The sequence below is a fragment of the Nonomuraea sp. NPDC026600 genome, from assembly GCF_040638335.1.
GTDB lineage: Bacteria > Actinomycetota > Actinomycetes > Streptosporangiales > Streptosporangiaceae > Nonomuraea.
Window position 1 is genome coordinate 202,135 of the sequence record NZ_JBEZYD010000009.1, and the last position, 21,095, is coordinate 223,229.

20 protein-coding genes are annotated in these 21,095 nt (G+C 69.9%); 11 read left to right on the forward strand and 9 right to left on the reverse strand.

All coding sequences use genetic code 11. The annotated features are described in order from the left end of the window. The first annotated feature begins 5 nt into the window (after positions 1–5). Genes AB0F17_RS22630 through AB0F17_RS22655 form a run of 6 tightly spaced genes read left to right on the forward strand, consistent with a single transcriptional unit; the run spans position 6 to position 7,342 of the window. On the forward strand, positions 6–1,004 hold the full coding sequence (locus AB0F17_RS22630) for a LacI family DNA-binding transcriptional regulator (RefSeq protein WP_358025900.1): 999 nt from the start codon (positions 6–8) through the stop codon (positions 1,002–1,004). After that, the gene (locus tag AB0F17_RS22635; protein ID WP_358025902.1) at positions 1,001–2,263 is read left to right on the forward strand and encodes a sugar ABC transporter substrate-binding protein; all 1,263 of its coding nucleotides are present in this window, start codon (positions 1,001–1,003) and stop codon (positions 2,261–2,263) included. Before AB0F17_RS22630 ends, AB0F17_RS22635 begins: the two co-directional genes overlap by 4 nt. A gap of 2 nt (positions 2,264–2,265) precedes the next feature. Continuing rightward, a complete protein-coding gene (locus tag AB0F17_RS22640) occupies positions 2,266–3,144 on the forward strand; it encodes a sugar ABC transporter permease (RefSeq protein ID WP_358025904.1) in 879 nt (292 codons plus the stop codon). Continuing rightward, positions 3,141–3,962 (forward strand): carbohydrate ABC transporter permease, encoded by an 822-nt coding sequence (locus AB0F17_RS22645; protein WP_358025906.1) that lies wholly within the window; start codon positions 3,141–3,143, stop codon positions 3,960–3,962. The genes AB0F17_RS22640 and AB0F17_RS22645 overlap by 4 nt, the downstream gene beginning before the upstream one ends. A gap of 21 nt (positions 3,963–3,983) precedes the next feature. Then, positions 3,984–5,507, forward strand: coding sequence for a glucoamylase family protein (locus tag AB0F17_RS22650; protein WP_358025908.1), 1,524 nt, complete (start codon positions 3,984–3,986; stop codon positions 5,505–5,507). 26 nt (positions 5,508–5,533) lie between these two features. Further along, positions 5,534–7,342 (forward strand): hypothetical protein, encoded by a 1,809-nt coding sequence (locus AB0F17_RS22655; RefSeq protein ID WP_358025910.1) that lies wholly within the window; start codon positions 5,534–5,536, stop codon positions 7,340–7,342. Positions 7,343–7,407: 65 nt separating this feature from the next. Here AB0F17_RS22655 and AB0F17_RS22660 read toward each other — a convergent pair whose 3' ends face one another. The 5 genes from AB0F17_RS22660 to AB0F17_RS22680 all read right to left on the reverse strand — a co-directional run bounded on the left by AB0F17_RS22660 (position 7,408) and on the right by AB0F17_RS22680 (position 12,423). Next, positions 7,408–7,863 carry a hypothetical protein gene (locus tag AB0F17_RS22660; protein ID WP_358025912.1) on the reverse strand — a complete coding sequence of 152 codons (456 nt, stop codon included), beginning with the start codon at positions 7,861–7,863 and terminating at the stop codon, positions 7,408–7,410. Between the two features lie 111 nt (positions 7,864–7,974). Further along, positions 7,975–9,366 carry a cellulase family glycosylhydrolase gene (locus AB0F17_RS22665; RefSeq protein WP_358026206.1) on the reverse strand — a complete coding sequence of 464 codons (1,392 nt, stop codon included), beginning with the start codon at positions 9,364–9,366 and terminating at the stop codon, positions 7,975–7,977. 2 nt (positions 9,367–9,368) lie between these two features. Then, positions 9,369–10,187 carry a carbohydrate ABC transporter permease gene (locus AB0F17_RS22670; protein WP_358025913.1) on the reverse strand — a complete coding sequence of 273 codons (819 nt, stop codon included), beginning with the start codon at positions 10,185–10,187 and terminating at the stop codon, positions 9,369–9,371. Next, positions 10,184–11,146: a sugar ABC transporter permease gene (locus tag AB0F17_RS22675; RefSeq protein WP_358025914.1), complete on the reverse strand. Its 963-nt coding sequence runs from the start codon at positions 11,144–11,146 to the stop codon at positions 10,184–10,186. The genes AB0F17_RS22670 and AB0F17_RS22675 overlap by 4 nt, the downstream gene beginning before the upstream one ends. Next, positions 11,143–12,423, reverse strand: a complete 1,281-nt coding sequence (locus tag AB0F17_RS22680) for an extracellular solute-binding protein (protein ID WP_358025916.1) — start codon at positions 12,421–12,423, stop codon at positions 11,143–11,145. The genes AB0F17_RS22675 and AB0F17_RS22680 overlap by 4 nt, the downstream gene beginning before the upstream one ends. A gap of 145 nt (positions 12,424–12,568) precedes the next feature. On the opposite strand from AB0F17_RS22680, the gene AB0F17_RS22685 reads away from it, so the two are divergent. Next, entirely contained in the window at positions 12,569–13,591 is a 1,023-nt protein-coding gene (locus tag AB0F17_RS22685) for a LacI family DNA-binding transcriptional regulator (RefSeq protein ID WP_358025918.1), read from the forward strand. A gap of 2 nt (positions 13,592–13,593) precedes the next feature. Here the strand turns inward: AB0F17_RS22685 and AB0F17_RS22690 are convergent, their stop codons facing one another. Next, the gene (locus AB0F17_RS22690) at positions 13,594–14,142 is read right to left on the reverse strand and encodes a GNAT family protein (protein WP_358025920.1); all 549 of its coding nucleotides are present in this window, start codon (positions 14,140–14,142) and stop codon (positions 13,594–13,596) included. A 44-nt stretch (positions 14,143–14,186) separates the two neighbouring features. Then, a complete protein-coding gene (locus tag AB0F17_RS22695) occupies positions 14,187–14,894 on the reverse strand; it encodes a hypothetical protein (protein ID WP_358025922.1) in 708 nt (235 codons plus the stop codon). 256 nt (positions 14,895–15,150) lie between these two features. Here AB0F17_RS22695 and AB0F17_RS22700 point away from each other — a divergent pair, with 256 nt between their 5' ends. Next, complete coding sequence (locus AB0F17_RS22700; RefSeq protein ID WP_358025924.1) at positions 15,151–16,452, forward strand: MFS transporter; 1,302 nt, start codon at positions 15,151–15,153, stop codon at positions 16,450–16,452. A 12-nt stretch (positions 16,453–16,464) separates the two neighbouring features. On the opposite strand, the gene AB0F17_RS22705 is transcribed toward AB0F17_RS22700, so the two are convergent. Continuing rightward, complete coding sequence (locus tag AB0F17_RS22705) at positions 16,465–17,406, reverse strand: SPFH domain-containing protein (RefSeq protein ID WP_358025926.1); 942 nt, start codon at positions 17,404–17,406, stop codon at positions 16,465–16,467. Positions 17,407–17,541: 135 nt separating this feature from the next. Next, positions 17,542–18,840 (reverse strand): MFS transporter, encoded by a 1,299-nt coding sequence (locus AB0F17_RS22710; protein ID WP_358025928.1) that lies wholly within the window; start codon positions 18,838–18,840, stop codon positions 17,542–17,544. 101 nt (positions 18,841–18,941) lie between these two features. Here AB0F17_RS22710 and AB0F17_RS22715 point away from each other — a divergent pair, with 101 nt between their 5' ends. The 3 genes from AB0F17_RS22715 to AB0F17_RS22725 all read left to right on the forward strand — a co-directional run bounded on the left by AB0F17_RS22715 (position 18,942) and on the right by AB0F17_RS22725 (position 21,092). After that, positions 18,942–19,622, forward strand: coding sequence for a GntR family transcriptional regulator (locus AB0F17_RS22715; protein ID WP_358025930.1), 681 nt, complete (start codon positions 18,942–18,944; stop codon positions 19,620–19,622). A gap of 9 nt (positions 19,623–19,631) precedes the next feature. Beyond that, positions 19,632–19,994 (forward strand): DUF2203 domain-containing protein, encoded by a 363-nt coding sequence (locus AB0F17_RS22720; protein WP_358025932.1) that lies wholly within the window; start codon positions 19,632–19,634, stop codon positions 19,992–19,994. Between the two features lie 96 nt (positions 19,995–20,090). After that, positions 20,091–21,092 (forward strand): hypothetical protein, encoded by a 1,002-nt coding sequence (locus AB0F17_RS22725; RefSeq protein ID WP_358025934.1) that lies wholly within the window; start codon positions 20,091–20,093, stop codon positions 21,090–21,092. Positions 21,093–21,095 lie beyond the last annotated feature (3 nt).

A 21,095-nucleotide genomic window follows, 5' to 3' on the forward strand; every position in this document is an offset into this window, starting at 1 on the left:
CCTGGATGGACGTGACGATCTACGAGGTGGCGCAGCGGGCGGGCGTGTCGATCGCGACCGTGTCGCGGACCCTGCGCGGCACCGGGCCGGTGGCGCCCAAGACGCGGGAGAAGGTGCTGAAGGCGGTCGAGGAGCTCCGGTTCACGCCCAGCCGCCTCGGCGTCAGCCTGGCCGAGGGCCGCCACGCCGCCAACGGCATCGTCTTCCCCAACCTCTCGGGCCCGTACTACACCGAGGTCCTCCTCGGCTACGAGGAGGTGGCCTCCGAGCTGGGCCGGTCGGTGGTGATCCTGTCCACCAAGGGCCGCACCCGGGTGCACGACCTGGTCAAGGACCTCGCGGGGCGGGTGGACGGCCTGATGGTGTTCGGCCACACGGCTCCGGACGACCTGGTCGCCGAGCTGGTCCGGATGGGGATGCCGCTGGTGTTCGTCTCCCGCGAGCCGCTCGCCGGGGCCGACACGCTGCGCAGCGAGAACACCGAGTCGGCCCGCGCGCTGGCCCGGCACCTCCTGGAGCACGGCTACCGGCGCTTCGCCTTCCTCGGCGCGCCGATCGCGACCGGAGACGACGTGGACGAGCGCTGGCAGGGCGTCAGGTCCGTCCTCGGCGGCGCGATCGAGGCGGTGCCGACGGAGCACTACACGGTCGAGTGCGGCTACCAGGCCGCCAGGACCCTGCTGCGCGGCCCGGCCCGGCCCCAGGCGATCGTCTGCTCCGACGACGAGGTGGCGCTGGGCGCCCTGCTCGCCGCGGAGGAGCTCGGACTCGCCGTACCCGACGAGCTGGCCGTGACCGGGTGGGACGACATCATGGCCGCCCGCCATGCCCGCCCGGCGCTGACCACCATCCGCCAGCCGATGCGCGAACTGGGCGCGCGCGCCGCGCGGGCGCTCGACGAGCTGATCACCGGCGCCCGCGACACCCCGAGAAACCTCGTCCTGACCACCGAGCTGGTGCTGCGCGCCAGCTGCGGTCACCACCCCCAGGAGGAACCCCGTTGAACACCTCGACCCGGCGCTCCGCCGCCGGTCTGCTCACCCTCGCGATACTGGTCACCGGCTGCGGGCGAAGCGCCGACAAGGCGCCAGAAAAGGCGCAGGACGTCAAGTCCGGCGCGGTCTCCGGCGAGATCACGGTCTGGGCGATCGGGGAGGAGGGCAAGGCGCTCGGCGCGTTCGCCAAGGACTTCGAGACCGCCAACCCGGGCGTCAAGGTGAACGTGACGCCGATGGGCTGGGACATCGCCCACGACAAGATCACCTCGGCCATCGCGGGCAGTGCCACGCCCGACATCAGCATGATCGGCTCCACCTGGGCGGGCGAGCTGTCCAAGACCGGCGTGCTCGACCCCACGCCCGGCAACCTCATCGACAAGGCCGACTTCTTCCCCGGCGCCTGGCAGACCGTGGACGTGAACGGCACCGCGTACGGAGTGCCGTGGTACGTCGAGACCCGTGTCCTGTACTACCGCACGGACCAGGCCGAGAAGGCGGGCGTCAAGCCGCCGGCCACCTGGGCCGAGGTCAAGACGTTCGCCAAGGCGCTGAAGGAGAAGGGCGGCGCCAAGAAGGGCTTCAACCAGGGCTACACCGAGGGCTCCTGGCAGGAGCTGGTGCCGCTCATCTGGCAGGCCGGCGGCGAGATCGTCAAGGACGGCAAGTACACCTTCGACACCCCCGAGGCGGTGACCGCGCTCAAGCAGTACGCCTCGCTCTTCCAGGAGAAGCTGGCCCCGAACGACACCCCCAAGGGCGCCTTCCCCCAGAACTTCATCAAGGGCGAGGTCGGCGGCTTCTTCTCCGGCCCGTGGATGATCGGCGTGCTGGACAACGACGGCGGCGCGGGCTTCAAGGACAAGTTCGACGTCGCGCCCTACCCGAAGGGCCCGGTCTCGGCCACCAGCTTCGTCGGCGGCTCCGACCTGGTCGTCTTCAAGCAGGCCAAGAACCGCGACGCCTCGTGGAAGTTCATCCAGTGGCTCACCGACCCCAAGGTGCAGGCCAAGTGGTACACCACGGTGAAGGCGCTGCCCAGCGTGCGGTCGGCCTGGCAGGAGCCGGAACTGGCCGCGGACAAGCAGCTCGCGGTCTTCGGCGAGCAGCTCAAGGACGCCAAGACGCCGCCGCCTTACCCGACCTGGGAGCAGGTGTCGAAGGTGTTCGAGACCGAGCTGGAGAAGCTGGCGCTGGGCAAGCAGACGCCGGAGCAGACGGCCAAGGCCATCCAGGCGCAGGCCGACACGATCGGCACCGGCCTTTAGTGATGGCGCTCCTTCGCAGGGGCGGGCTCGGCTGGGTGTTCGTGCTGCCGTTCGTCCTCATGTTCGTGGTGTTCTACCTCGGGCCGCTGCTGGCCGGGCTGGGCATGAGCTTCACCGACATGCGGAGTACGGACGTCGCCGACCCGCTGGCCGTCGACCTGGTCGGCGTCGAGAACTACCTCAGGCTGGCCGGCGACGAGGCGATGCGCGAGGCGGCGCTGAACACCGCGATCTTCGTGATCACCGGGCTGCCGCTGACCATCGGACTCGGCCTGGCCGCCGCCGTGGCGCTGAACTCCGGCATCGCCCGGCTGCCCGCCGCGTTCTTCCGGCTCGGCTACTACCTGCCGCACATCACCAGCATCATCGGCGTCGCGGTCGCCTGGAAGTTCCTGCTGGAGCCGGAGGCGGGCCTGGTCAACCGGCTGCTGGAGCTGGTCGGCGTCCAAGGACCCGCCTGGCTCCAGGAACAGGCCACCGCGCTGCCGTCGATCATCGTGATGACCGCCTGGCGCAGCTTCGGGTTCGACATGGTGGTCTTCCTCGCGGCGCTGCAGGGGATTCCGCGGGAGCTGTACGAGGCGGGGGAGGTGGACGGGGCCGGGCGGTGGGCGCGATTCAGGTCGATCACGCTGCCGCAATTACGGCCGGTGATCCTGTTCTGCACCGTCTACAGCTCGGTCGGGTTCGTGCAGTTCCTGGAGGAACCGCTGATCATGACCGGTGGCGGGCCGCTGAACTCCACGCTGTCGGCCTCGCTGGCGATCTTCAAGCAGTTCGGGGTGGGCAACTACGGCTACGCGGGTGCCGCGGCGAGTGTGCTGTTCATGGTGATCATCGCGCTGGCCGTACTGCAGCTCAGGATCGGGAGGGCACGGTGAGGCGGACCCGCGGGCAGAACCTGATCACCTACCTCGGCCTGAGCGTCGGGCTGCTGCTGGTCGTCGGGCCGTTCTTGTGGGCGGGGCTCAGCTCGGTCAAGCCGGAGGCGGAGATCCGGCGCGATCCGCCGACGTTCTGGCCCGAGACGTTCACGCTGGACAACTACACCGAGCTGCTGCACCGGGTGCATCTCGGGCAGGCGTTCGTGAACAGCGTGTTCGTCGCGCTGGTGATCGTCGCCGGGAACCTGCTCTTCTCCTCGATGGTCGGCTACGGCTTCGCCAAGCTGCGCTTCCGCGGCCGGAACGCCGTCTTCGGGCTGGTGCTGGTGCAGATGGCGGTGCCGGCGATCGTGCTGATGATCCCGCAGTTCGTGCTGATCGCGAAGCTCGGCATGGTGAACACGTTCCTCGGCATCATCCTGCCGGGGCTGATCACGCCGCTGGGCGTGTTCATGATGCGGCAGTTCATCGCGGAGCTGCCCGACGAGCTCATCCACGCGGCGCGGGTGGACGGGGCGGGGGAGTTCCGGATCTTCGCAAGGATCGTCCTGCCGCTCTGCAAGCCCGCGATGGCCACACTGGGCCTGATCACCTTTCTCGGAGCGTGGAACAACTTCCTCTGGCCGGCCGTGGTGGCGCAGTCGGAGGACGTCTACACGCTGCCCGTGGCCCTGAACATCCTCAACAGCCACGAGGCCACCCACTACAACCTGCTCGTCGCCGGGGCGATGATCGTGGTCGCGCCGATCCTCGTCCTGTTCGTCTTCCTGCAGCGCTTCTTCATCCAGGGCATCGCCACGTCCGGGCTCAAGTAGCTCAAGTAGAGGAGCACCCCCATGCGCAAGACCGCCCTGCTCGCCGGCCTGCTGGTGCTGGCCGCCGCTGTGCCCAGCCCGGCCAGCGCTTCATCCGGAAACAGCACGTTATTTCAGTACGCGAAGGACACGTGGCGGTCGATGGCCGCCATGGTCGACCCCGCCACCGGCATCCCGTCCGACAAGGTCACCGGCGACCTGAAGACCAGGGCCAAGGTCACCTCGCCCACCAACATCGGCACCTACCTGTGGAGCACGCTCACCGCCCGCGACCTGCGCCTCATCGGCTCCGGCGAGGCCACGGCCCGCGTCGGCAAGGTGCTCGACGCGCTGGAGCGGATGGAGCGCGACACCCCGACGGGCCAGTACTACAACTGGTACGACCCGGCGACCCTCCAGCTCGTCCACACCTGGCCCGACAACGGCGACCCGGTGCGGCTGTTCGCCTCCAGCGTGGACAACAGCTGGCTGGCGACGGCCCTGATGATGGTCCGCACCGCCGTGCCCCGCCAGTCCGCGCGGGCGGCACGGCTGGTCACCTCCATGAACTTCAACTCCTACTACGACCCGGCCGCCCGCCCCGACGCGGGCACCGGGCTGATTCGCGGCGGCTTCTGGCCGGAGAAGCCGGAGGGCTGCTCGGTCGAGAGCGACTACGCGGGCACCGGCACCAAGGTCTGGTCCACCTGCCACCACTACGGCGCGCCCGCCGAGACCCGCATCGCCCAGTACGTGGGCATCGCGCTCGGCCAGATCCCGCGCGAGAGCTACTTCGGCCCGTACCGGACCTTCCCCGACAACGGCTGCGACTTCGGCTGGCAGGAGCAGAAGCCGGTCGGCGCGTGGAAGACGTACCTGGGCGTCAACGTCTGGGAGGGCACGTACGGCTATCGCGGCCTGCGATTCGTCCCGAACTGGGGCGGTTCGATGTTCGAAGCGCTGATGCCGGATCTGGTCGTCCCCGAGGCGGCATGGGCGCCCCGGAGCTGGGGCCGCAACCACCCGGTGTTCGTCAAGGCGCAGATCGAGCACGGCCTGCGCGAGGCGAAGTACGGCTACTGGGGCTTCTCGCCGTCCAACGACCCGCACGGCGGCTACCGCGAATACGGCGTGGACCCGCTCGGCATGGACACCCCCGGCTACACCTCCGACGAGGAGCGCACCAGCACCGACCCCGGCTACGAGGGCTGCCGCCCGGCCCAGCCCGAACCCACCGCCTACGGTGACGGAGTGGTCACTCCGCACGCCAGTTTCCTGGCTCTGCCGTACGCGCGGGCCCAGGCGATGGATAACCTGGCCAAGATCCGCAAGAACTTCGACGCCTACGGGCCCGGCGGTTTCTACGACTCCGTCGCGGTCCGCTCGGGCGCCGTGTCGAAGTGGTACCTCGCGCTCGACCAGGGCATGGCCATGGGCGCCCTGGGCAACGTGCTCACCGGAGGCAATCTGCACCGTTACTTCGGCGGCGCGGGCGTCGAGGCGAAGCTCCGGCCGGTGATGGAAATCGAGGAGTGGGCCGTTCAGGGCGCCCCTCCCGCCAACTGACGCTGCAACAGATCGGGGAACCCCAGATGAGTACGGCTGATGCCGCACGCCGTGACTGGCAGGAACGCCTCCACCAGGCGTCGGGGGAGGCGGTCCCGGCCGCCGAACCGACCCTTCAGGCGCCGGCCGGGCTGCGGGCCGTCCCCGGCGCGGGCCACGTGACGCTGACGTGGGAACCCGTGCCGGAGGCGATCGGCTACCTGGTGCACCGGGACGGCGTGCCGGTGTCGCAGCCCGACGTGGACGTGCCGGCCGTACCCGAGTGCCGCTACGTGGACACGGGACACGGCGCGGCCTCGTACACGGTCGCGGCGATCGCCACCATGGAGACCGTCGGCCCCGCCTCGGACGCGGTGCCGGCGGCTCCGCTGGACGGCGGAGCGGCGGCGGTCAGCGTGCGGGTCGACGCCGCCGTGGTCGCGCGCGACCTGCCCCGGCCGTGGCGGTACATGATCGGCTCCGAGCACCTGTCGTACCTGCTGAGCAAGGACGAGACGGGCGGCCGGCCCATCGGCGCGGAGCTCACCGAGGCGCTGCGCACCGTGCGCGAGGAGTTCGGGGTCGAGACGGTCCGCGCCCACGCGATCCTCGGTGACGACCTCGGCGTCTACAAGGAGGTCGACGGCCAGGCGGTCTACGACTTCGCCAAGGTCGACGAGGTCTACGACACGATCATGGCGCTCGGCCTGCGGCCGATCGTCGAGCTCGGCTACATGCCGCGCGACCTGGCCGCCGACCCGTCCAGGACGGTGTTCGGCTACGAGGCGATCATCTCCCCGCCCAAGGACTTCGAGGCGTGGAGCGACCTGGTCAGGGCGCTGGTGGAGCACCTGGCCGAGAGGTACGGGATCCACGAGCTGATCGACAACTGGGCCTTCGAGGTGTGGAACGAGCCCAACCTCGCCGTCTTCTGGACGGGCACGCCCGAGGAGTACTTCCTGCTCTACGACGTCAGCGCCGCCGCCGTGAAGAACGTGCACCCCGAGCTACGGGTCGGCGGCCCCGCCTCGGCGGCCAACGGCTGGGTGGAGGAGCTGCTGGCGCACATCGCCGAGTCGGGCGCGGAGCTCGACTTCCTCTCCACCCACACCTACGGCAACGCCCCGCTCGACTGGCGTCCCGCCCTGGCCCGGCACGCCAGGCCGGACACGCCCGTCTGGTGGACCGAGTGGGGGCCCACCCCGACCCACTTCCACGGCATCGGTGACGGGCCGTTCGGGGCCGCGTTCCTGCTGCACGGCATGAAGTCGGCGGCGGGCCGGCTGGCCGCCGTGTCGCACTGGGTGGCCTCGGACCACTTCGAGGAGCTGGGGCGGCCGCCGCGGCTCTTCCACGGCGGCTTCGGGCTGCTGACGGTCGGCAACCTGCGCAAGCCCCGCTTCCACGCGCTCAGCCTGGCCGCCCGCCTCGGCGACGCCGAGCTGGCGACCGTGGTCGAGGGCGACGCGGGCGGGGTCGAGGTCTGGGCGGCGCGGCACGAGGACGGGCGGGTCGGGGTGCTGGCCTGGAACGGCACGCTCAACCAGGCGCAGGCCGACGGGGCTCCCGAGCTGTCGCGCGCGGTCTCCCTGGCCGTCGCGGGCCTCGACGGGGACTACACGGTCACCCATCACCGCATCGACGGGGAGCACTCCAACATCGAGGCGGCCTGGCGGTCGATGGACGGCGGCGACTGGCCCGCCGACGGGCAGTGGGACAAGCTGCGCTCGGTCAACACCCTGGACGAGCTGACCCCGGCCGCCGTGCTCACGGCCGCGGACGGCGCGGTGACGGTGACCTTCGACCTGCCGATGCCGGGCGTGTCCTTCGTCGAGCTGACCCCGGCGCCGCGCTGACCCGGGTGCCGAGCTGCCTCCGACGCCCGTACCTCTGACGCCCGTGCCTTTGGCGCCGGGCGGGGTCAGAGGTAGGGGCGGGTGACCGTGACCAGGTCGGTGGCGGCGTCGCGAGTGTCGACGTAGACGGCCGTCTCGGGGGTGCGCTCCCGCACGTCGCGGTCGCGGATCGCGAACACGGCGGGCGCCGCCTCCACGTCGCCGTAGCGGGAGGTGACGGCGGCGTCGATCGCCCGGCGCACGTCGGCCACCACGGCGCGGGAGGTGTGCCCGGCCCCGGAGGCGGCCAGGTAGCCCAGCAGCGCCGCGAACCGCGGCTCGACCTCGGCCGCGGGCCGCTGCCGGGGCAGGACCGGGCGGTCGAGCCAGAACACCTTGCCTGCCAGGAACGCGGCGTAGCTCACGTCGTCATGGTCGAGCGTCCGCGCCGTCTCTGCCAGCAACTCCCCGAACTCGGCCAGATCCGCCTCGGGCGGCAGGTCCGTGGTGACGAACAGGGGCACGATCAGCGAGTCCAGCATGTGGGTATCCCTCCGTGAGGAGCCTCATCGTAGGGTGCGCCACCGACAATCCCGCGTGACACCACATCCGTGTCGTCGAAAGGCCGCCGGAAGGCCGCCCCGAGCCGGCCGCTAGGTCGCCGGAAGCCGGGAGTCACCCCCGCCCAGGTTGTCGGTCAGCAGGTCGAGCAGCGGCTGCCGCCGTACGCACCGCTCCAGCGCGAAGGAGTCGGCCAGCTCGACCACGTCGTCGTCGGACAGCCCCCTGAACAGCTCGGCGTACTCGGGCAGCAGCGCCTGCGCGATCAGGATGTGCCTGATCAGGTCGTCGGCCTGGTAACGCGCCCCCCACGGGTAGGGGGCCCAGCCGGGGGCCTCGGTGCCGAGCATCGCGTGCAGCGGCGCCAGCACGTCGGCCGACTCCTCCATGGTCGAGCCCCACCGGTCCGCGCCGAGCCGCCGCTTCTTGCCGATGAACGCCCCGAACCTGTCGAGGTAGGGCCCGGCCGCGTGCACCAGCCCCTGCAACCCCACGTCCTTGTACGTCCACAGCGACCAGCCGGCCCCATGGGCGTCGTAGATGGCGAGCTGGTCGCGCAGGATCCGGTAGCGCTGCTCGTCGACCTCGGGGTGACCGGTGTAGACGGGCCCGAACTCGCCCACCCACAGCGGCGTGCCCGTCTCGCGCTGGAACCGGGACCGCATCTTGAAGGTCCGCTCCAGCTCGCTCCGGTCGCACCACTCGCTGCGGGTGTAGCCGGGGTACGGCCCGCCGTGCGCGAACCCGGCCAGGGCGTAGTCGTGGCAGACGAACACCGTGTTCCCGTACACCTCGCGGAAGATCGAGAAGTCCGTGGCGTAGGTGTTGCCGTCGAGGAACAGCACGTGCCGCGGATCGGCGGCGCGCATCGCCTTGACCAGCCGGTCGTAGAACGGGCCGATCACCTTGCCGCTCGGGTCGCCCGGCTCGTTGACCGGGTTGTACCCGGCCACCCACGGGTGCTCGCGGTAGCGGTCGGCGATGGCCTCCCACAGGTGGACGGCCCGGTCCTGGAAGTGGCGATGGTTCCAGAAGGCGGCGACGTGGGTGGGGTTGTCGGAGTGCCAGTGCTGGTTCTGCGCGCCGGGCAGGGCGTGCAGGCCGATGACGCTGTACACGCCGTACGAGCCGAGCAGGTCGACGACCCGGTCGAGGTGGCGGAAGCCGCGCTCGATGACCTCGAAGGGCCGCTGGTCGGACTCGAGGTGGCGGTAGTTGACCGGGACGCGCACGCAGTTGACGCCCAGCCCGGCCAGCAGCGCCGCGTCCCGCTCGGTGAAGAACGAGGTCAGCAGCCGCTCGAAGAACAGCTCCGCCCGATCCTCGCCCAGCACCTCCCGTACGGCCTCGCGCATCGAGGTCTCGTCGGCGGGGTAACCGGTGATGAAGTTCTCCATGCTCAGCCAGCCCCCCAATCCCACCCCGCGCAGGCGTACCGGAGTGGAGTCGGCGGTGACGAGCTGGGTTCCGGACACCTGCAGCATGTTCACCCTTTCGTGGCTCCTGCGGTGAGGCCACCGATCAGGTGGCGTTCGGCGATGGCGTAGAACCCGAGGGCGGGCACCATGGCCAGGACGAGGTAGGCGAGGATCCGGGCGGTGTCGGAGCTGTACTGGCCCTGGAACTGCTGGATGCCGAGCGGCAGCGTCCATCCCGACTCGTCGCTGAAGACGACCAGCGGCAGCATGAAGTTGTTCCAGCTCCCGACGATCGCCAGGACGGACACGGTGGCCAGCGCGGGCCGGGCCATCGGCAGCAGGATCCGCCAGAAGAAGCCGAAGGCGGTGCAGCCGTCGAGGATGGCCGCCTCCTCGATCTCGCCGGGGATGCTCCGGAAGAAGCCGCGCAGGATGAGGATCGTCAGGGGCAGCCCGAAGGCGCCCTGCGTCAGGATCACGCCGAGGGGGCTGTCGAGCAGGCCGAAGGTACGCAGCAGCACGAAGATCGGCAGGATCGCCACCGCGAACGGGAACATCAGCCCCATCGTGAACAGCGTGAACAGCAGCTCCCTGCCACGGAAGGCGAACCTGGCGAAGACGAAGGCGGCCAGCGCCGACAGCGCGACGACGAGCACGGTCGAGGTCAGCGCGATGAACGTGCTGTTCCAGAGCTGCCGCCAGAACGGGCCGTCGGCGAGCACGTCGGTGTAGTTCGACGGAACCCACGGATCGGGCAGGCCGAACGGGTTGGTGGACAGCTGGGCGGTGCTCTTGAAGCCGCCGAGCAGGGCGTAGACCACCGGGATGAGGATGAACGCGCCAACGATCCACGCGATCGCGTGCAGGGGCAGAGTCGATCGCCTCATCGGCGGTCTCCCATCCGGGTGATCGCGCCCTCGAGATCGCGCCGCATCACGAAGCGCTGGTAGACCAGGGCGAAGACGAGGCTGAGCGCGAACATCACCACGCTGATCGCGCTGGCGTAGCCGACCTGGGAGCGCTTGAACCCGAACTCCAGCATCGTGACGGCCATCGTCTCCGAGGAGTGCGAGGGCCCGCCCTGAGTGAGGATCCAGACCAGGTCGAACAGCTGGATCGTGTAGATGACCGACAGGAACACGCTGATCCGGATCGTCGGCCCCAGCAGCGGCAGTGTGACGTGCCTGAACACCTGCCCCGGAGTGCCGCCGTCGATCTGCGCGGCCTCGATCAGCTCGTCGGGGATGTTCTGCCGCCCGGCCAGGTAGATCATCATGTGGAAGCCGAAGTACTTCCACGTCATGACCAGGAAGAGCGAGAGCATCACCGTGCCGGGGTCGGCGAGCCAGTCCGAGTTCAGCCCGACCACGCCCAGGATCCGGTTGGCCACCCCCGCCCCCGGCGAGAGGATCAGCGAGAACAGCACGCCGGTGATCACCTCGGAGAGCACGTACGGCGCGAAGAACACCAGCCGGTACAGCGTCCGCCCGCGGATCCGCTGGTGGAGGAGCATGGCGATGCCCAGCGAGATGGGCAGTTGCACCACGACGGACAGGACGACGAGGACCACCAGGTGCCAGACGTCGTCCCGGAAGACCTCCGTGCCGAACAGCCGGGTGAAGTTGTCCAGCCCGATGAAGTTCTTCGGCAGCCCGCCGAAGCCGTTCCACTTGAACACGCTCGCGTACAGGGCGATCAGGATCGGCGCCACGACGAGCAGCAGGAAGAGCACCAGCGCGGGCAGGAGGAACAGCACGATCGTGACCCAGCCGCGCCGCCGCCCCCGAGAGGGGGACGCGGGGGCGGCGAGTGCGGGCGCCTGCGGCCCCCGGGTCAGCGTCGTCATTCGCTCTTGGCCACTTCCGTGATGGCGTCGACCACCTGCTGGGGCGTCTTGGTGCCGCCGATGAGCTGCGCCACGCTGTCGTTGACCTCCTGGCCGACCGCGGGCGGGTACGCCTGGTCGAGGTAGAGCTGGAAGCCGGTGGCGGAGGCCAGCGACTCGGCCACGACCTTCAGGTTGGCGTCCTTGACCGCGCTCTCCTCGCCCTTCAGCACGGGAAGCACCCCGCCGGACTCGACGACCTTGGCGTGATTGCCCTTCTCGGTCATGAACTTCACGAACTCCACCGCCTCCGGTGGCGCGTCGGCGCCCACGGCGATCCCGCCGCCGCCGCCGAACGCCTCGGTGATCGTCCCCTTGCCGCCCTCGACCGTCGGGAAGGGGAAGAAACCCAGGTCGCCGCCGAGTCCCTTGCCCGAAGAAGCCTGCACGGCCGGCGCCCACTGGCCCATCAGCTCCATCGCGGCCTTGCCGTTGGACATGGTCGCGGCCTGGCCGTCAGGGGTTCCGTAGGCGGCCCCGAGGAAGCCCTTCTGGAACGGCCGCAGGTCGGCCAGCGCCTTGAGCTGCTGTCCGGCGGTGACGAAGTCGGGTTTGGTGAAGTCGTGGTCCACCCCGGCCTGCTGCAGGGCGGGCAGGCCGGCGATGCGCATGGCCAGGTAGGCCCAGTAGTAGTGGCCGGGCCACTTCTCCTTGCCGGCCAGCGCGATCGGGGTGGTCCCCGACGCCTTCAGCTTCTGGACGTCGGCCAGGAACTCCGCCCACGTGGCCGGCGGCGCGGTGATGCCCGCCTTGGTGAAGAGCCGCTTGTTGTACCAGAATCCGACCATCCCGATGTCGGTCGGCAGCGCGTACGTCTTCCCGTCGAACTGATAGGCCGCCAGCGACGCCTTGGTGAAGTCGCCGAGAACCGGCGCGACGTCGTCGCTGATGTCCTTGACCAGGCCCGCGTCGAGCTCCTGTTTCAGAACTCCGCCGCCCCACGTGGCGAACAGGTCGGGCGCCTTGCCCGACTGCGTGAGCGTGGTCAGCTTGGCCTTGTACGCGTCGTTCTCCAGAACGGTCAGCTTCATCGTCACGTTGGGATGCGCGGCCTCGAACTCCTTGGCCCGGGTCGCCCAGATCGTCTTCAACGGATCAGCGGTCGACAGGTGCCACCATTCGAGCGTCACCTTCGCGGGCGAGGCCGGTTCGCCGCTCCGGGCGGGCTCCGCGGTCCCGCCGCCGCCGCAGCCGGCGAGGAGTACGGCCGTGGCGATCAGTACGAGACTGCGCCTCATAGGGGATCCCTTCTCCTTCTGAAAGTTTCGTAAACCCCCCGATAATTTCGCTGCCCGGAGCATAAGTATGCTGCCTGTAATGCGTCAATAGCCGCCGTGGGAGCGATTTCAACTCGTCGCCGAAAGTTTCGATAGACTCCGGCTCATGCCAGCGAAGAGGCGGGTGACGATCGCCCTGATAGCCGAGGAGGCCGGGGTCTCGATCCCCACGGTTTCCAAGGTCATCAACGGCCGTCCCGAGGTGGCCCCGGAGACGCGCCACCGGGTCGAGCGGTTGCTGCACGAGCACGGCTACCAACGGCGCACCAGCCAGGACGACACGCCCTCGGGCCTGGTGGACCTGGTGTTCGCCGAGATCGAGTCGCCGTGGGCGATGGAGATCGTCCGCGGCGCCGAGTCGGCGGCCCGCGACGCGGGGGCCAGCGTCGTCATGTCGGTCCTGCACACCCACGCGGGTCCCGGCCGTGACTGGCTGGACCGCCTCGCCTCACGGCGGACGGACGGCGTGGTCGTCGTGGCCTCCAAGCTCTCGACCGGTGTCCAGGCGCAGCTCAGCGCCCGCTCGCTGCCGTTCGTCGTGGTGGACCCGGAGGGCGAGCCGGCACCCGGCGTGGTCTCGGTGGGCGCCACCAACTGGCACGGCGGCCTGGCCGCCACCCGCCACCTCCTGGAGCTGGGCCACCGCAGAGTCGCCATGATCAGCGGCCCGGCCGACATGCTCTGCAGCCAGGCGCGCGTCGACGGCTACCGGGCGGCGCTGGAGACCGCGGGCGTCGAGGTGGACCCCGCGCTGATCCGCAGAGGCACCTTCCTGGTCGACTCGGGCCACGACCAGGGCCACGCCCTGCTCTCCCTGCCCGACCCCCCGACGGCGATCTTCGCGGCCAGCGACCTCATGGCCTTCGGCGTCTTCGAGGCCGCCCGCCAGCGCGGCCTGCGCGTCCCGGAAGACCTGAGCGTCGTCGGCTTCGACGACCTGCCCCTGTCGAAGTCGGCCTGGCCCCCGCTGACCACGGTCCGCCAGCCGCTCCAGGAGATGGCCGCCCTGGCGACGCGCACGGTCCTGGCGATGAAGCGCGGCGAGGCCCCGGAGAGCAGAAGGGTGGAGCTGGCGACGGATCTCATAGTCCGGGAGAGCACGGCGGCGTTGGTCAAGGGCGAAGCCTGACCCTACCGGTCCGTCCAGTCGTCCTCGATGATCGAGTGGACGATCGAGTCGCGCCAGCCCGACGGTGTCAGCACGTGGTGGCGGACCCGGCCCTCCTCGATCATCCCGGCGGTCAGCATCGCCAGTTGGGCGGGCAGATTGCCGGGTGCGCGCGCGCCCCAGATCCGGTGCAGCCCCAGCCCCTTGAAGCCGAACGACTGCACCAGGCGGATCAGGTCCGTGCCGATGCCGCGCCCCCACTGGTCGGGCCGGAGCCCGAGGCCGATCTCGGCGCTGTGCGGGTGGTCGGCCTCGATGTGCAGCCGCGCCACCCCGACCACCTCGCGGGTCTCGGCGTCGGTCACCGCCAGCGCGTACAGCCGCCGCGGATCGGCCGCGGCGGCCTGGACGGCGTCGTCGACGAGCGCGGCCACCTGCTCCAGCGTGCGCGGCTCGAACGGCATGTGCGCCGTGGCCTCCGGATTGCCGTAGACGGCGTGCAGGGCGGCCACGTCGGCCTCCGTGACGTCACGGAGGCCCAGACGCGCACCTTTCCACTGCACGCGGATCATGCGGAGAAAGGTAACCCGACTTCAGTGATCTCTACAAGCCCTTGTCAAGTCGCGAGTTGACTTCCGTAAGCTCGCGCGACAAGTTCGGCCACCGCGCTGTGCGCGCCGAGCGGCTCGGCGTGGCCCGCGCGGACCGCCGCGGCGGCCTGTTCGACGACCGACGCCGGGGCCTCGTGGCCGATCAGGCAGGGGGCGATGGCCAGGCGCTCGGCGCCGGCGGCCCGCAGCCGTTCGGCCGCGATCGGCACGCCCGGATCACTGTCGAGAGAGGCGGCGACCACGGGCAGCGTGAGCCGCGAGGCGAGCAGCACCGCCGTCGCCTGGACGGCGTGCACGGCCCGCTCGCCGCCGACCGTGCCCAGGATGATGGCGTCGACGGGGCTGGAGACGTTCAGCAGCCGGACCCGGTCGGCCCTGGCCAGGCCGCGCTCGGCCAGCCTGATGTGCAGCGCCTCGGCCAGCAGCGGGTGCGGGCCGAGCGCCTCCGTCACGACCGCGGTCGACCCCACCGCCGCGACGGCCTTGCCGATATCGGCGAGGACGACAGGATCGTCCCAGGTCAGCAACGGCACCACGATCGCTTCGCGGCCCGCGGGCAACGAATCGGCGAGGTCCGTGACGGTGGTGAGGCGTACCTCGATCTGCGGGTTGTCGACGCGTACCACGGCCGCGATCTCCGCTGCCACGCCCGAGGTGCTGCCCGGCACCGCGAGGACGAGGACAGGGGCGTCCGGCGGCAGGGACGTGGGCACGGGACGGCGGTGTCGACCGCCTCCCGGCCGGGGGGAACGTTCACGTACAGGCAGGCTCACAGGCGCGCAGTTTATGCCCATAAAGGGGCTCGCGTTCTGGGAAATGGCCGCGATTCAATCACAACGCTCCGCCTGTGACCGAGATCACATCGTGATAGCTACAAATCTTGACTTATCTGGATAAAACGGCAGGCTCAGCAGCATCTAGAAACGTGTTCTAGAGCGACAGTCAGGCACCGTCCCACTAAGGACAGGTATGAAGCCGTTCTATGTCCGCGAGTTGAGTGTGTACCCCGTCGGCCGTCGTCGGGTCTGGCTCCTGGCGATAGCCGTGCTGGCGAGTCTGATCGCCAACTTCGAGACGACGATCGCCACCATCTTGCCGTTGCTGCAGCGTGACCTGAACATGTCACTCGAGGTCTACGGCCTGATCGCGGCCGTGTCCGTGCTGGTGGGCGGATTGTCGGCGGGGTTCGGCGGCATCCTGTCCGACCGGTGGGGCCGGGTCACGATCCTGGTGCCCACGCTGACCGTCACCGCGGCCTGCAACTTCCTGCTCGCCACCGTCGACTCGATCGGCGGGCTGTTCGCGGTCCGCTGCCTGATGCTGTTCATCGAGGGCGCCGGGATCACGATCACCGCCTCGCTCGTCCGCGACTTCTCGCCGCGCCTGGGCCGGGCGCAGGCGTTCGCGTTCTGGACCTGGGGGCCGGTCGGCGCCTCGTTCCTGGCCTCGTTCATCGCCGGCTTCACGCTGCCGATGTTCGGCAACGCCTGGCAGTCGCAGGCGATCATCATGGGCATCGTCTCGCTGGTGCTGTGCGGGGTCATCATCTGGCAGATCGCCGAGCCGTCGGCGGCCCTGCGGGCCCAGGTCATGCAGTACGAGCAGGCCGTGGCCTCCGAGGAGAAGATCGATCCGGGCAAGGTGAAGGAGCTGTTCCGGCACCCCCACCTCTGGGCCCACGTGCTCGGCAACACCGGCTGGCAGGTGCTCTACTGGACCTTCGCGATCTTCGGCCAGACGATCCTGGCCGGCAGCGCGTTCGGGATGGAGACCGCTCAGGCCAACCGCGTCGTCGCCCTGGGCATCCTGCTCAACGCGCTGGCCGTCATCGTGGTCGGCCGGATCTCCGACCGGTTGCGCCTGCGCAAGCCGTTCACGGCCGTGGGCATCGTGCTGACGATCGCGACGCTCGCCTACTTCATCAGCCTCGTCGGCACGGGCGCCACGGTCGGCCGCGTCACCCTGGTCTACGCGATCCTGTTCCTGGTCCTGGGCCTCGCCTACGTCCCCTGGATGGCGAACTTCTCCGAGGACGCCGAGGACGTCGACCCCCGGCTCCAGGGCGCGGCTCTGGGCCTGTGGGGCATGGTCGTCCGGATCATGATCGTGGCCCTGCTGGTGATCTCACCGATGGTGGTGGCGGCCAGCGGGTGGGGGACGTGGCTGTGGGTGGCACTGGCCGGCCAGGTGGTCTTCCTGGCGTCGCTGGCCGCCTTCAAGGGCTCCTGGCGGCGCCCGCGCGCCGGCGACTCTCCGAAGGTCCCGGCCTGACACCACCGGCCATCATTTGGCCGGGATCACGATGGACTGCGGGTTTCCCGGGGCGTAGACGGTGATGCCCTGGGGGAGCGACTTGAGCTTGTCGATCTCGGCGCAGGCGGGGCACTTGTCGTAGCCCTCCTGCCGGGCCTGGTTCGCGGCCGACTCGGCCTTGGCCTGGGCCACCCGCGCCTGGGCCTCGGAGACGGCGGCGCCGGCGGCCAGCGATCTGTCGACGGCCTGCTGCACCTCGGCCGGCAGCGTCACCTTGGCCAGGGTGAACCGCAGGCCGGTGAAGAACTCGCCGCCCAGCGTCTGGGGCAGGTCCCGGGCCAGTGCGGCGTTGACGGCGTTCTGGACCTTGGTGATGTTCGTGTTGCTGTCCTGTGGCTTGAGCGCGCTGCTCTCCAGCAGCGAGCACGAGGGGACGAGCTCGGCGCAGCGCATGTTGCCGAGCTGACCGCGCAGTGCGTTGTCGACCACCGGCCGGACGGCCTGGCCGAAGAACGCGGTCCAGCCGTCGTCGCCCTCCCACGCGGCCAGTGAGCTGTCGTCCTGGGCGCGGTAGGTGCGGGTGCCGTACTTGTCGTCGAAGCTCTTCAGCGTGTCGTGATCGAGGTTGAGCGTGAAGTACAGGGTCCCCTCGATGCCCAGGTTCACGCCGTCGCTGCTCGGTACCGTCACCACGTCCACGCCGAGCCTGGTGGCGCGCTTGGCGTCGGCGGTGATCGTGTAGAAGCGCTGCTGCGCGGGGTAGGCGTGGACGGAGGACCACATGCCCGTCCAGGTCAGCCCGGAGCCCGGGTCGATGACCTGGCGGACCTGGTTGTCGTCGAACCAGCCGCCGTCGCGGACGACGGCGACCTCGCCGCCTTGGGTGCTCTCCAGGCCGCCGACGACGCCGATGAGGGTGGGGACCGCGATCAGCGCGGCGATGATCAAGGCGATCGACAGGGTGATGCGCATGGATGCCTCCCCGCGCGGGCGGCGGTGGCAGCCGCCGCCCGCGCTTTCGCGGCAGGACCTACGGGGGTACGGCCGATCACCCGGCCGAGGGCGGGGCACTCGGGCCCCGTTGAGTGACGTCGGAAGATGGCCTGTTCAGACCCGCTGCGGAAGCTCGGCGGCGATGTCCAGGTCGCGGGTCTCCGGCGCGATGGCCAGGCCGAAGGCCGTGACGGCCAGCGCGACCACCACGTAGACCGAGACCGCCGTCGTGCTGCCGTACGCGGTGAACAGCTTGAGCGCGATGATCGGGGCCAGCGCGCCGCCGACGATCCCGGCCACCTGGTATCCCATGGACGCGCCGCTGTAGCGGAGCCTGGTGCTGAACAGCTCGGCGATGAACGCGGCCTGCGGGCCGTACATCGCCGCGTGGGTGACCAGCGCGATGATCGCGGCGAGGGCGATCAGCGGGAACGACTTGGTGTCGAGCAGCGGGAAGAAGACGAACGCCCACACCGCCGCGCCGAGCACGCCCGCGAGGTAGACCGGCCGCCGGCCGACCCGGTCCGACAGCGCGCCGAACAGCGGGATCAGCGCCAGTTGCAGCGCGGAGGCGATCAGCACCGCGTTCAGCCCCACCGAGCGGTCCAGCTTCAGCGGGCCCGTGATGTAGACGAGGATGTAGGCGGTGAAGGTGTAGAAGGCCACGTCCACGCCGATGCGCGCGGTGAACGCCGACAGCAGCGCGCGCGGGTGCGTGCGCAGCACCTCCACCAGCGGCATCTTCGCCTTCGCGCCCTGCTGCGCCAGCTCCGCGAACAGCGGCGACTCCGTGACCTTCAACCGGACCCAGAGCCCGACCAGCACCAGCACGCCCGACAGCAGGAACGGCACCCGCCAGCCCCACGACAGGAACGCCGAGTCCGACAGCGTGAACGACAGGATCGCCAGGGTCCCGGTGGCCAGCACGTATCCGGCGGGCACGCCCACCTGCGGCCAGCTGGCGTTGAAGCCGCGCCGCCGGTCGTCGCCGTGCTCCAGCGACATGATGACCGCGCCGCCCCACTCGCCGCCCAGCCCCAGACCCTGGACGAACCTGAGCGTGGCCAGCATGATCGGCGCGAGCGCGCCGACGCTGTCGTAGCCGGGCAGCACGCCGATGAGGAACGTCGAGACGCCCATCACCAGCAGCGTCACGACCAGCACGGTCTTGCGGCCGGTGCGATCGCCGAAGTGGCCGAACACGATCCCGCCGAGCGGCCTGGCCACGAACGCGACGGCGTTGGTCGTCAGCGCCAGCAGGGTCGCGTTGAGCGGGTCGAACGTGGGGAAGAACAACTTGCCGAAGACCAGCGTCGCCGCCGTGGTGTAAAGGAAGAAGTCGTACCACTCCAGGGAGGTGCCGATCAGGCTGGCGAGGATCACCCGCCGGGTCTGCCGCGTGGAGCCCGTCATCATCGCTCCTTTGATCAGGGGGTTATCTATCAACATAAGGATCGTTGAACAATTCGACAAGAGATTTGTTGGATGATTCCCTGGGAAATGTGGAAGACGCGGTGGACAGTCCTCTGTCAGATCTTGAACACGACCGGTCCAGGCTGGGCCGCAGCAGCACGGCCGAGCGGGTGGCCGACATCCTGCGCGACCGCGTCACCGAGGGCTTCTTCGAGCCCGGCCAGCGCCTGTCCGAGGAGGCCATCGCGGACGCGCTCGGCGTGTCGCGCAACACGCTGCGCGAGGCGTTCCGGCTGCTCGGCCACGAGGGGCTGGTGGACCACCGGCTCAACAGGGGAGTGTTCGTGCGGGTCCTGTCGGCCGAGGACGTCGCGGACCTCTACCGGGTACGCCGGGTCATCGAGGGTGCGGCCGTCCGGCGCCGGCCGACCGGCGAGGCGCTGACCGTGATCAGGGAGGCCGTGGCGGACGCCGAGCGGGCCGCCGCCGCAGACGACTGGCGCGGCGTGGGCACCGCCAACATCCGCTTCCACCAGGCCCTGGTGACGCTCAACCAGAGCCCCCGGCTCGACGAGTCGATGCGCCAGCTCCTGGCCGAGCTGCGCCTGGTCTTCCACGTGATGAAGAACCCACGCGCGTTCCACGAGCCGTTCGTCGCCCGCAACCGCAAGCTGCTCGAACTCCTCGAAGCCGACCGGCCGGAGGAGGCCGCCGCCTTCCTCGACGCCTATCTCGACGAGGCCGAGCAACTGCTCGTCCACGCCTACGAGCCGAACCGGTAGCGTTCGGGCATGGTCAGGATGTTCAGCGCCGACGAGGCCCGCTCGCTCATGCCGTCGATCATCGGCGATGCCGGCGAGCTGATCGCCGCCCGTGCCGACCTGGCCGAGATCGCCTTCGACCGCCAGAGCGCCGGCGCCTCCGCGCTGGGCGGCATCCCCGAGATCAAGGCGCTCGAGGCGCGCATCGAGGAGATCGTGAGCGCCTGGACCGAGCAGGGCATCGAGGTGAAGGGGATTGCGCCGGTCCTCGTAGACTTCCCCGCCGTGCTCGACGGGGTGTCGGTACGGCTCTGCTGGATCGAGGGCGAGACCGCACTGGGCTGGTATCACCGTACGGACCTGGGCTTCCCCGGCCGCCGCCCGCTGCCCTGACCACTCACACCGCACAGGTAGGTGTTTGTGGCTGACCTGTGATCAACCCCTTTCGCTTGGCCGGTATCTAACCGGGCAAGTGAAAGGAATTTCGCCATGAGGCACACCTCAGCGACCGCCGCCCTCCTCGCGACGGCGGTCATCGGCGGGCTGGGGATCATTCCCACCGCCGCCCACGCCCAAGCAGGCTCATCCGAGGCCCGGGCGGCCTGGATCAAGTCCTGCGCCGACAAGAAGAACGAGACCACCTACGCCTGCGGCCACTGGCAGCTGATCATGCGTGACGGCAGGAAGATCGCAGTCAAGGACACCGCCGCCAACGGGGTCGACGGCAAGGGCAGGAAGGTGGAGTACGCCGGCCTGTTCGCCATCAGCGGCGACGGCCACGTGATCGCCTACGAGCGGGCCCGCGACCATCGCATCGTCGTCCGGGGGACGACGGGCGGCCCGGTCGAGGTGCTGGCCGCGTCCCTGGTGCCGAAGCGGTACGGGACGGACTCGGTCTCCCTGTACCTGTCGCCCAAGGGAGACAGACTGCTGATCGACTACACCGGCGATCACGAGCGCGTCCCCGGCAAGGTGGTCACGATCGCCACCGGCAAGGTCGTCCAGGTGCCCGCCATGGGCGAGGTCAGGGGCTTCAGCGCCGACGGGGACGAGGTGCTGACCAAGGACTACAAGGGCGACAACACCTCCACGCTGATCGCCTACCGGGTGGACGGCGGCTCGGTCAAGCGGACACCGCCGCAGGTCGTCGTGAACGCCCCCCTCACCACGCTGGCCGCCGACGGCAAGACCGTCGCGGTGATCATCTCCGGGGACGAGGACGCCAAGAAGGCCCCGCGGCTGCGGATCTACGACCTGGAGACCGGGGACCTCTCCACGGGCGTGGATCTCGCGCTGAAGCCCGCACAGACGCCGTACCTCGTCCGGTGGACCGGGGACGGACAGCTCACGGCGCTCGTCCAGTCAGGCGACGACGGCACGACGGCGGTGGTACGGGTGCTCACCGTCGACGTCAAGACCGGCGCCGTCACGCAGACCGACAGGTACTCGATCAGCAAGACCAGGTACGCCTTCGGCGTGGCAGGGGAGTGACCA

Excerpts from the sequence above, each read along its gene's own strand:
- AB0F17_RS22680 (WP_358025916.1), bottom strand. The coding sequence starts at position 12,423 with ATGAGGCGCAGTCTCGTACTGATCGCCACGGCCGTACTCCTCGCCGGC.
- AB0F17_RS22670 (WP_358025913.1), bottom strand. The coding sequence starts at position 10,187 with ATGAGGCGATCGACTCTGCCCCTGCACGCGATCGCGTGGATCGTTGGC.
- AB0F17_RS22630 (WP_358025900.1), top strand. The coding sequence starts at position 6 with ATGGACGTGACGATCTACGAGGTGGCGCAGCGGGCGGGCGTGTCGATC.
- AB0F17_RS22655 (WP_358025910.1), top strand. The coding sequence starts at position 5,534 with ATGAGTACGGCTGATGCCGCACGCCGTGACTGGCAGGAACGCCTCCAC.
- AB0F17_RS22650 (WP_358025908.1), top strand. The coding sequence starts at position 3,984 with ATGCGCAAGACCGCCCTGCTCGCCGGCCTGCTGGTGCTGGCCGCCGCT.
- AB0F17_RS22710 (WP_358025928.1), bottom strand. The coding sequence starts at position 18,840 with ATGACGGGCTCCACGCGGCAGACCCGGCGGGTGATCCTCGCCAGCCTG.
- AB0F17_RS22685 (WP_358025918.1), top strand. The coding sequence starts at position 12,569 with ATGCCAGCGAAGAGGCGGGTGACGATCGCCCTGATAGCCGAGGAGGCC.
- AB0F17_RS22660 (WP_358025912.1), bottom strand. The coding sequence starts at position 7,863 with ATGCTGGACTCGCTGATCGTGCCCCTGTTCGTCACCACGGACCTGCCG.
- AB0F17_RS22640 (WP_358025904.1), top strand. The coding sequence starts at position 2,266 with ATGGCGCTCCTTCGCAGGGGCGGGCTCGGCTGGGTGTTCGTGCTGCCG.
- AB0F17_RS22675 (WP_358025914.1), bottom strand. The coding sequence starts at position 11,146 with ATGACGACGCTGACCCGGGGGCCGCAGGCGCCCGCACTCGCCGCCCCC.
- AB0F17_RS22665 (WP_358026206.1), bottom strand. The coding sequence starts at position 9,366 with ATGCTGCAGGTGTCCGGAACCCAGCTCGTCACCGCCGACTCCACTCCG.
- AB0F17_RS22725 (WP_358025934.1), top strand. The coding sequence starts at position 20,091 with ATGAGGCACACCTCAGCGACCGCCGCCCTCCTCGCGACGGCGGTCATC.
- AB0F17_RS22720 (WP_358025932.1), top strand. The coding sequence starts at position 19,632 with ATGGTCAGGATGTTCAGCGCCGACGAGGCCCGCTCGCTCATGCCGTCG.
- AB0F17_RS22705 (WP_358025926.1), bottom strand. The coding sequence starts at position 17,406 with ATGCGCATCACCCTGTCGATCGCCTTGATCATCGCCGCGCTGATCGCG.
- AB0F17_RS22700 (WP_358025924.1), top strand. The coding sequence starts at position 15,151 with ATGAAGCCGTTCTATGTCCGCGAGTTGAGTGTGTACCCCGTCGGCCGT.
- AB0F17_RS22690 (WP_358025920.1), bottom strand. The coding sequence starts at position 14,142 with ATGATCCGCGTGCAGTGGAAAGGTGCGCGTCTGGGCCTCCGTGACGTC.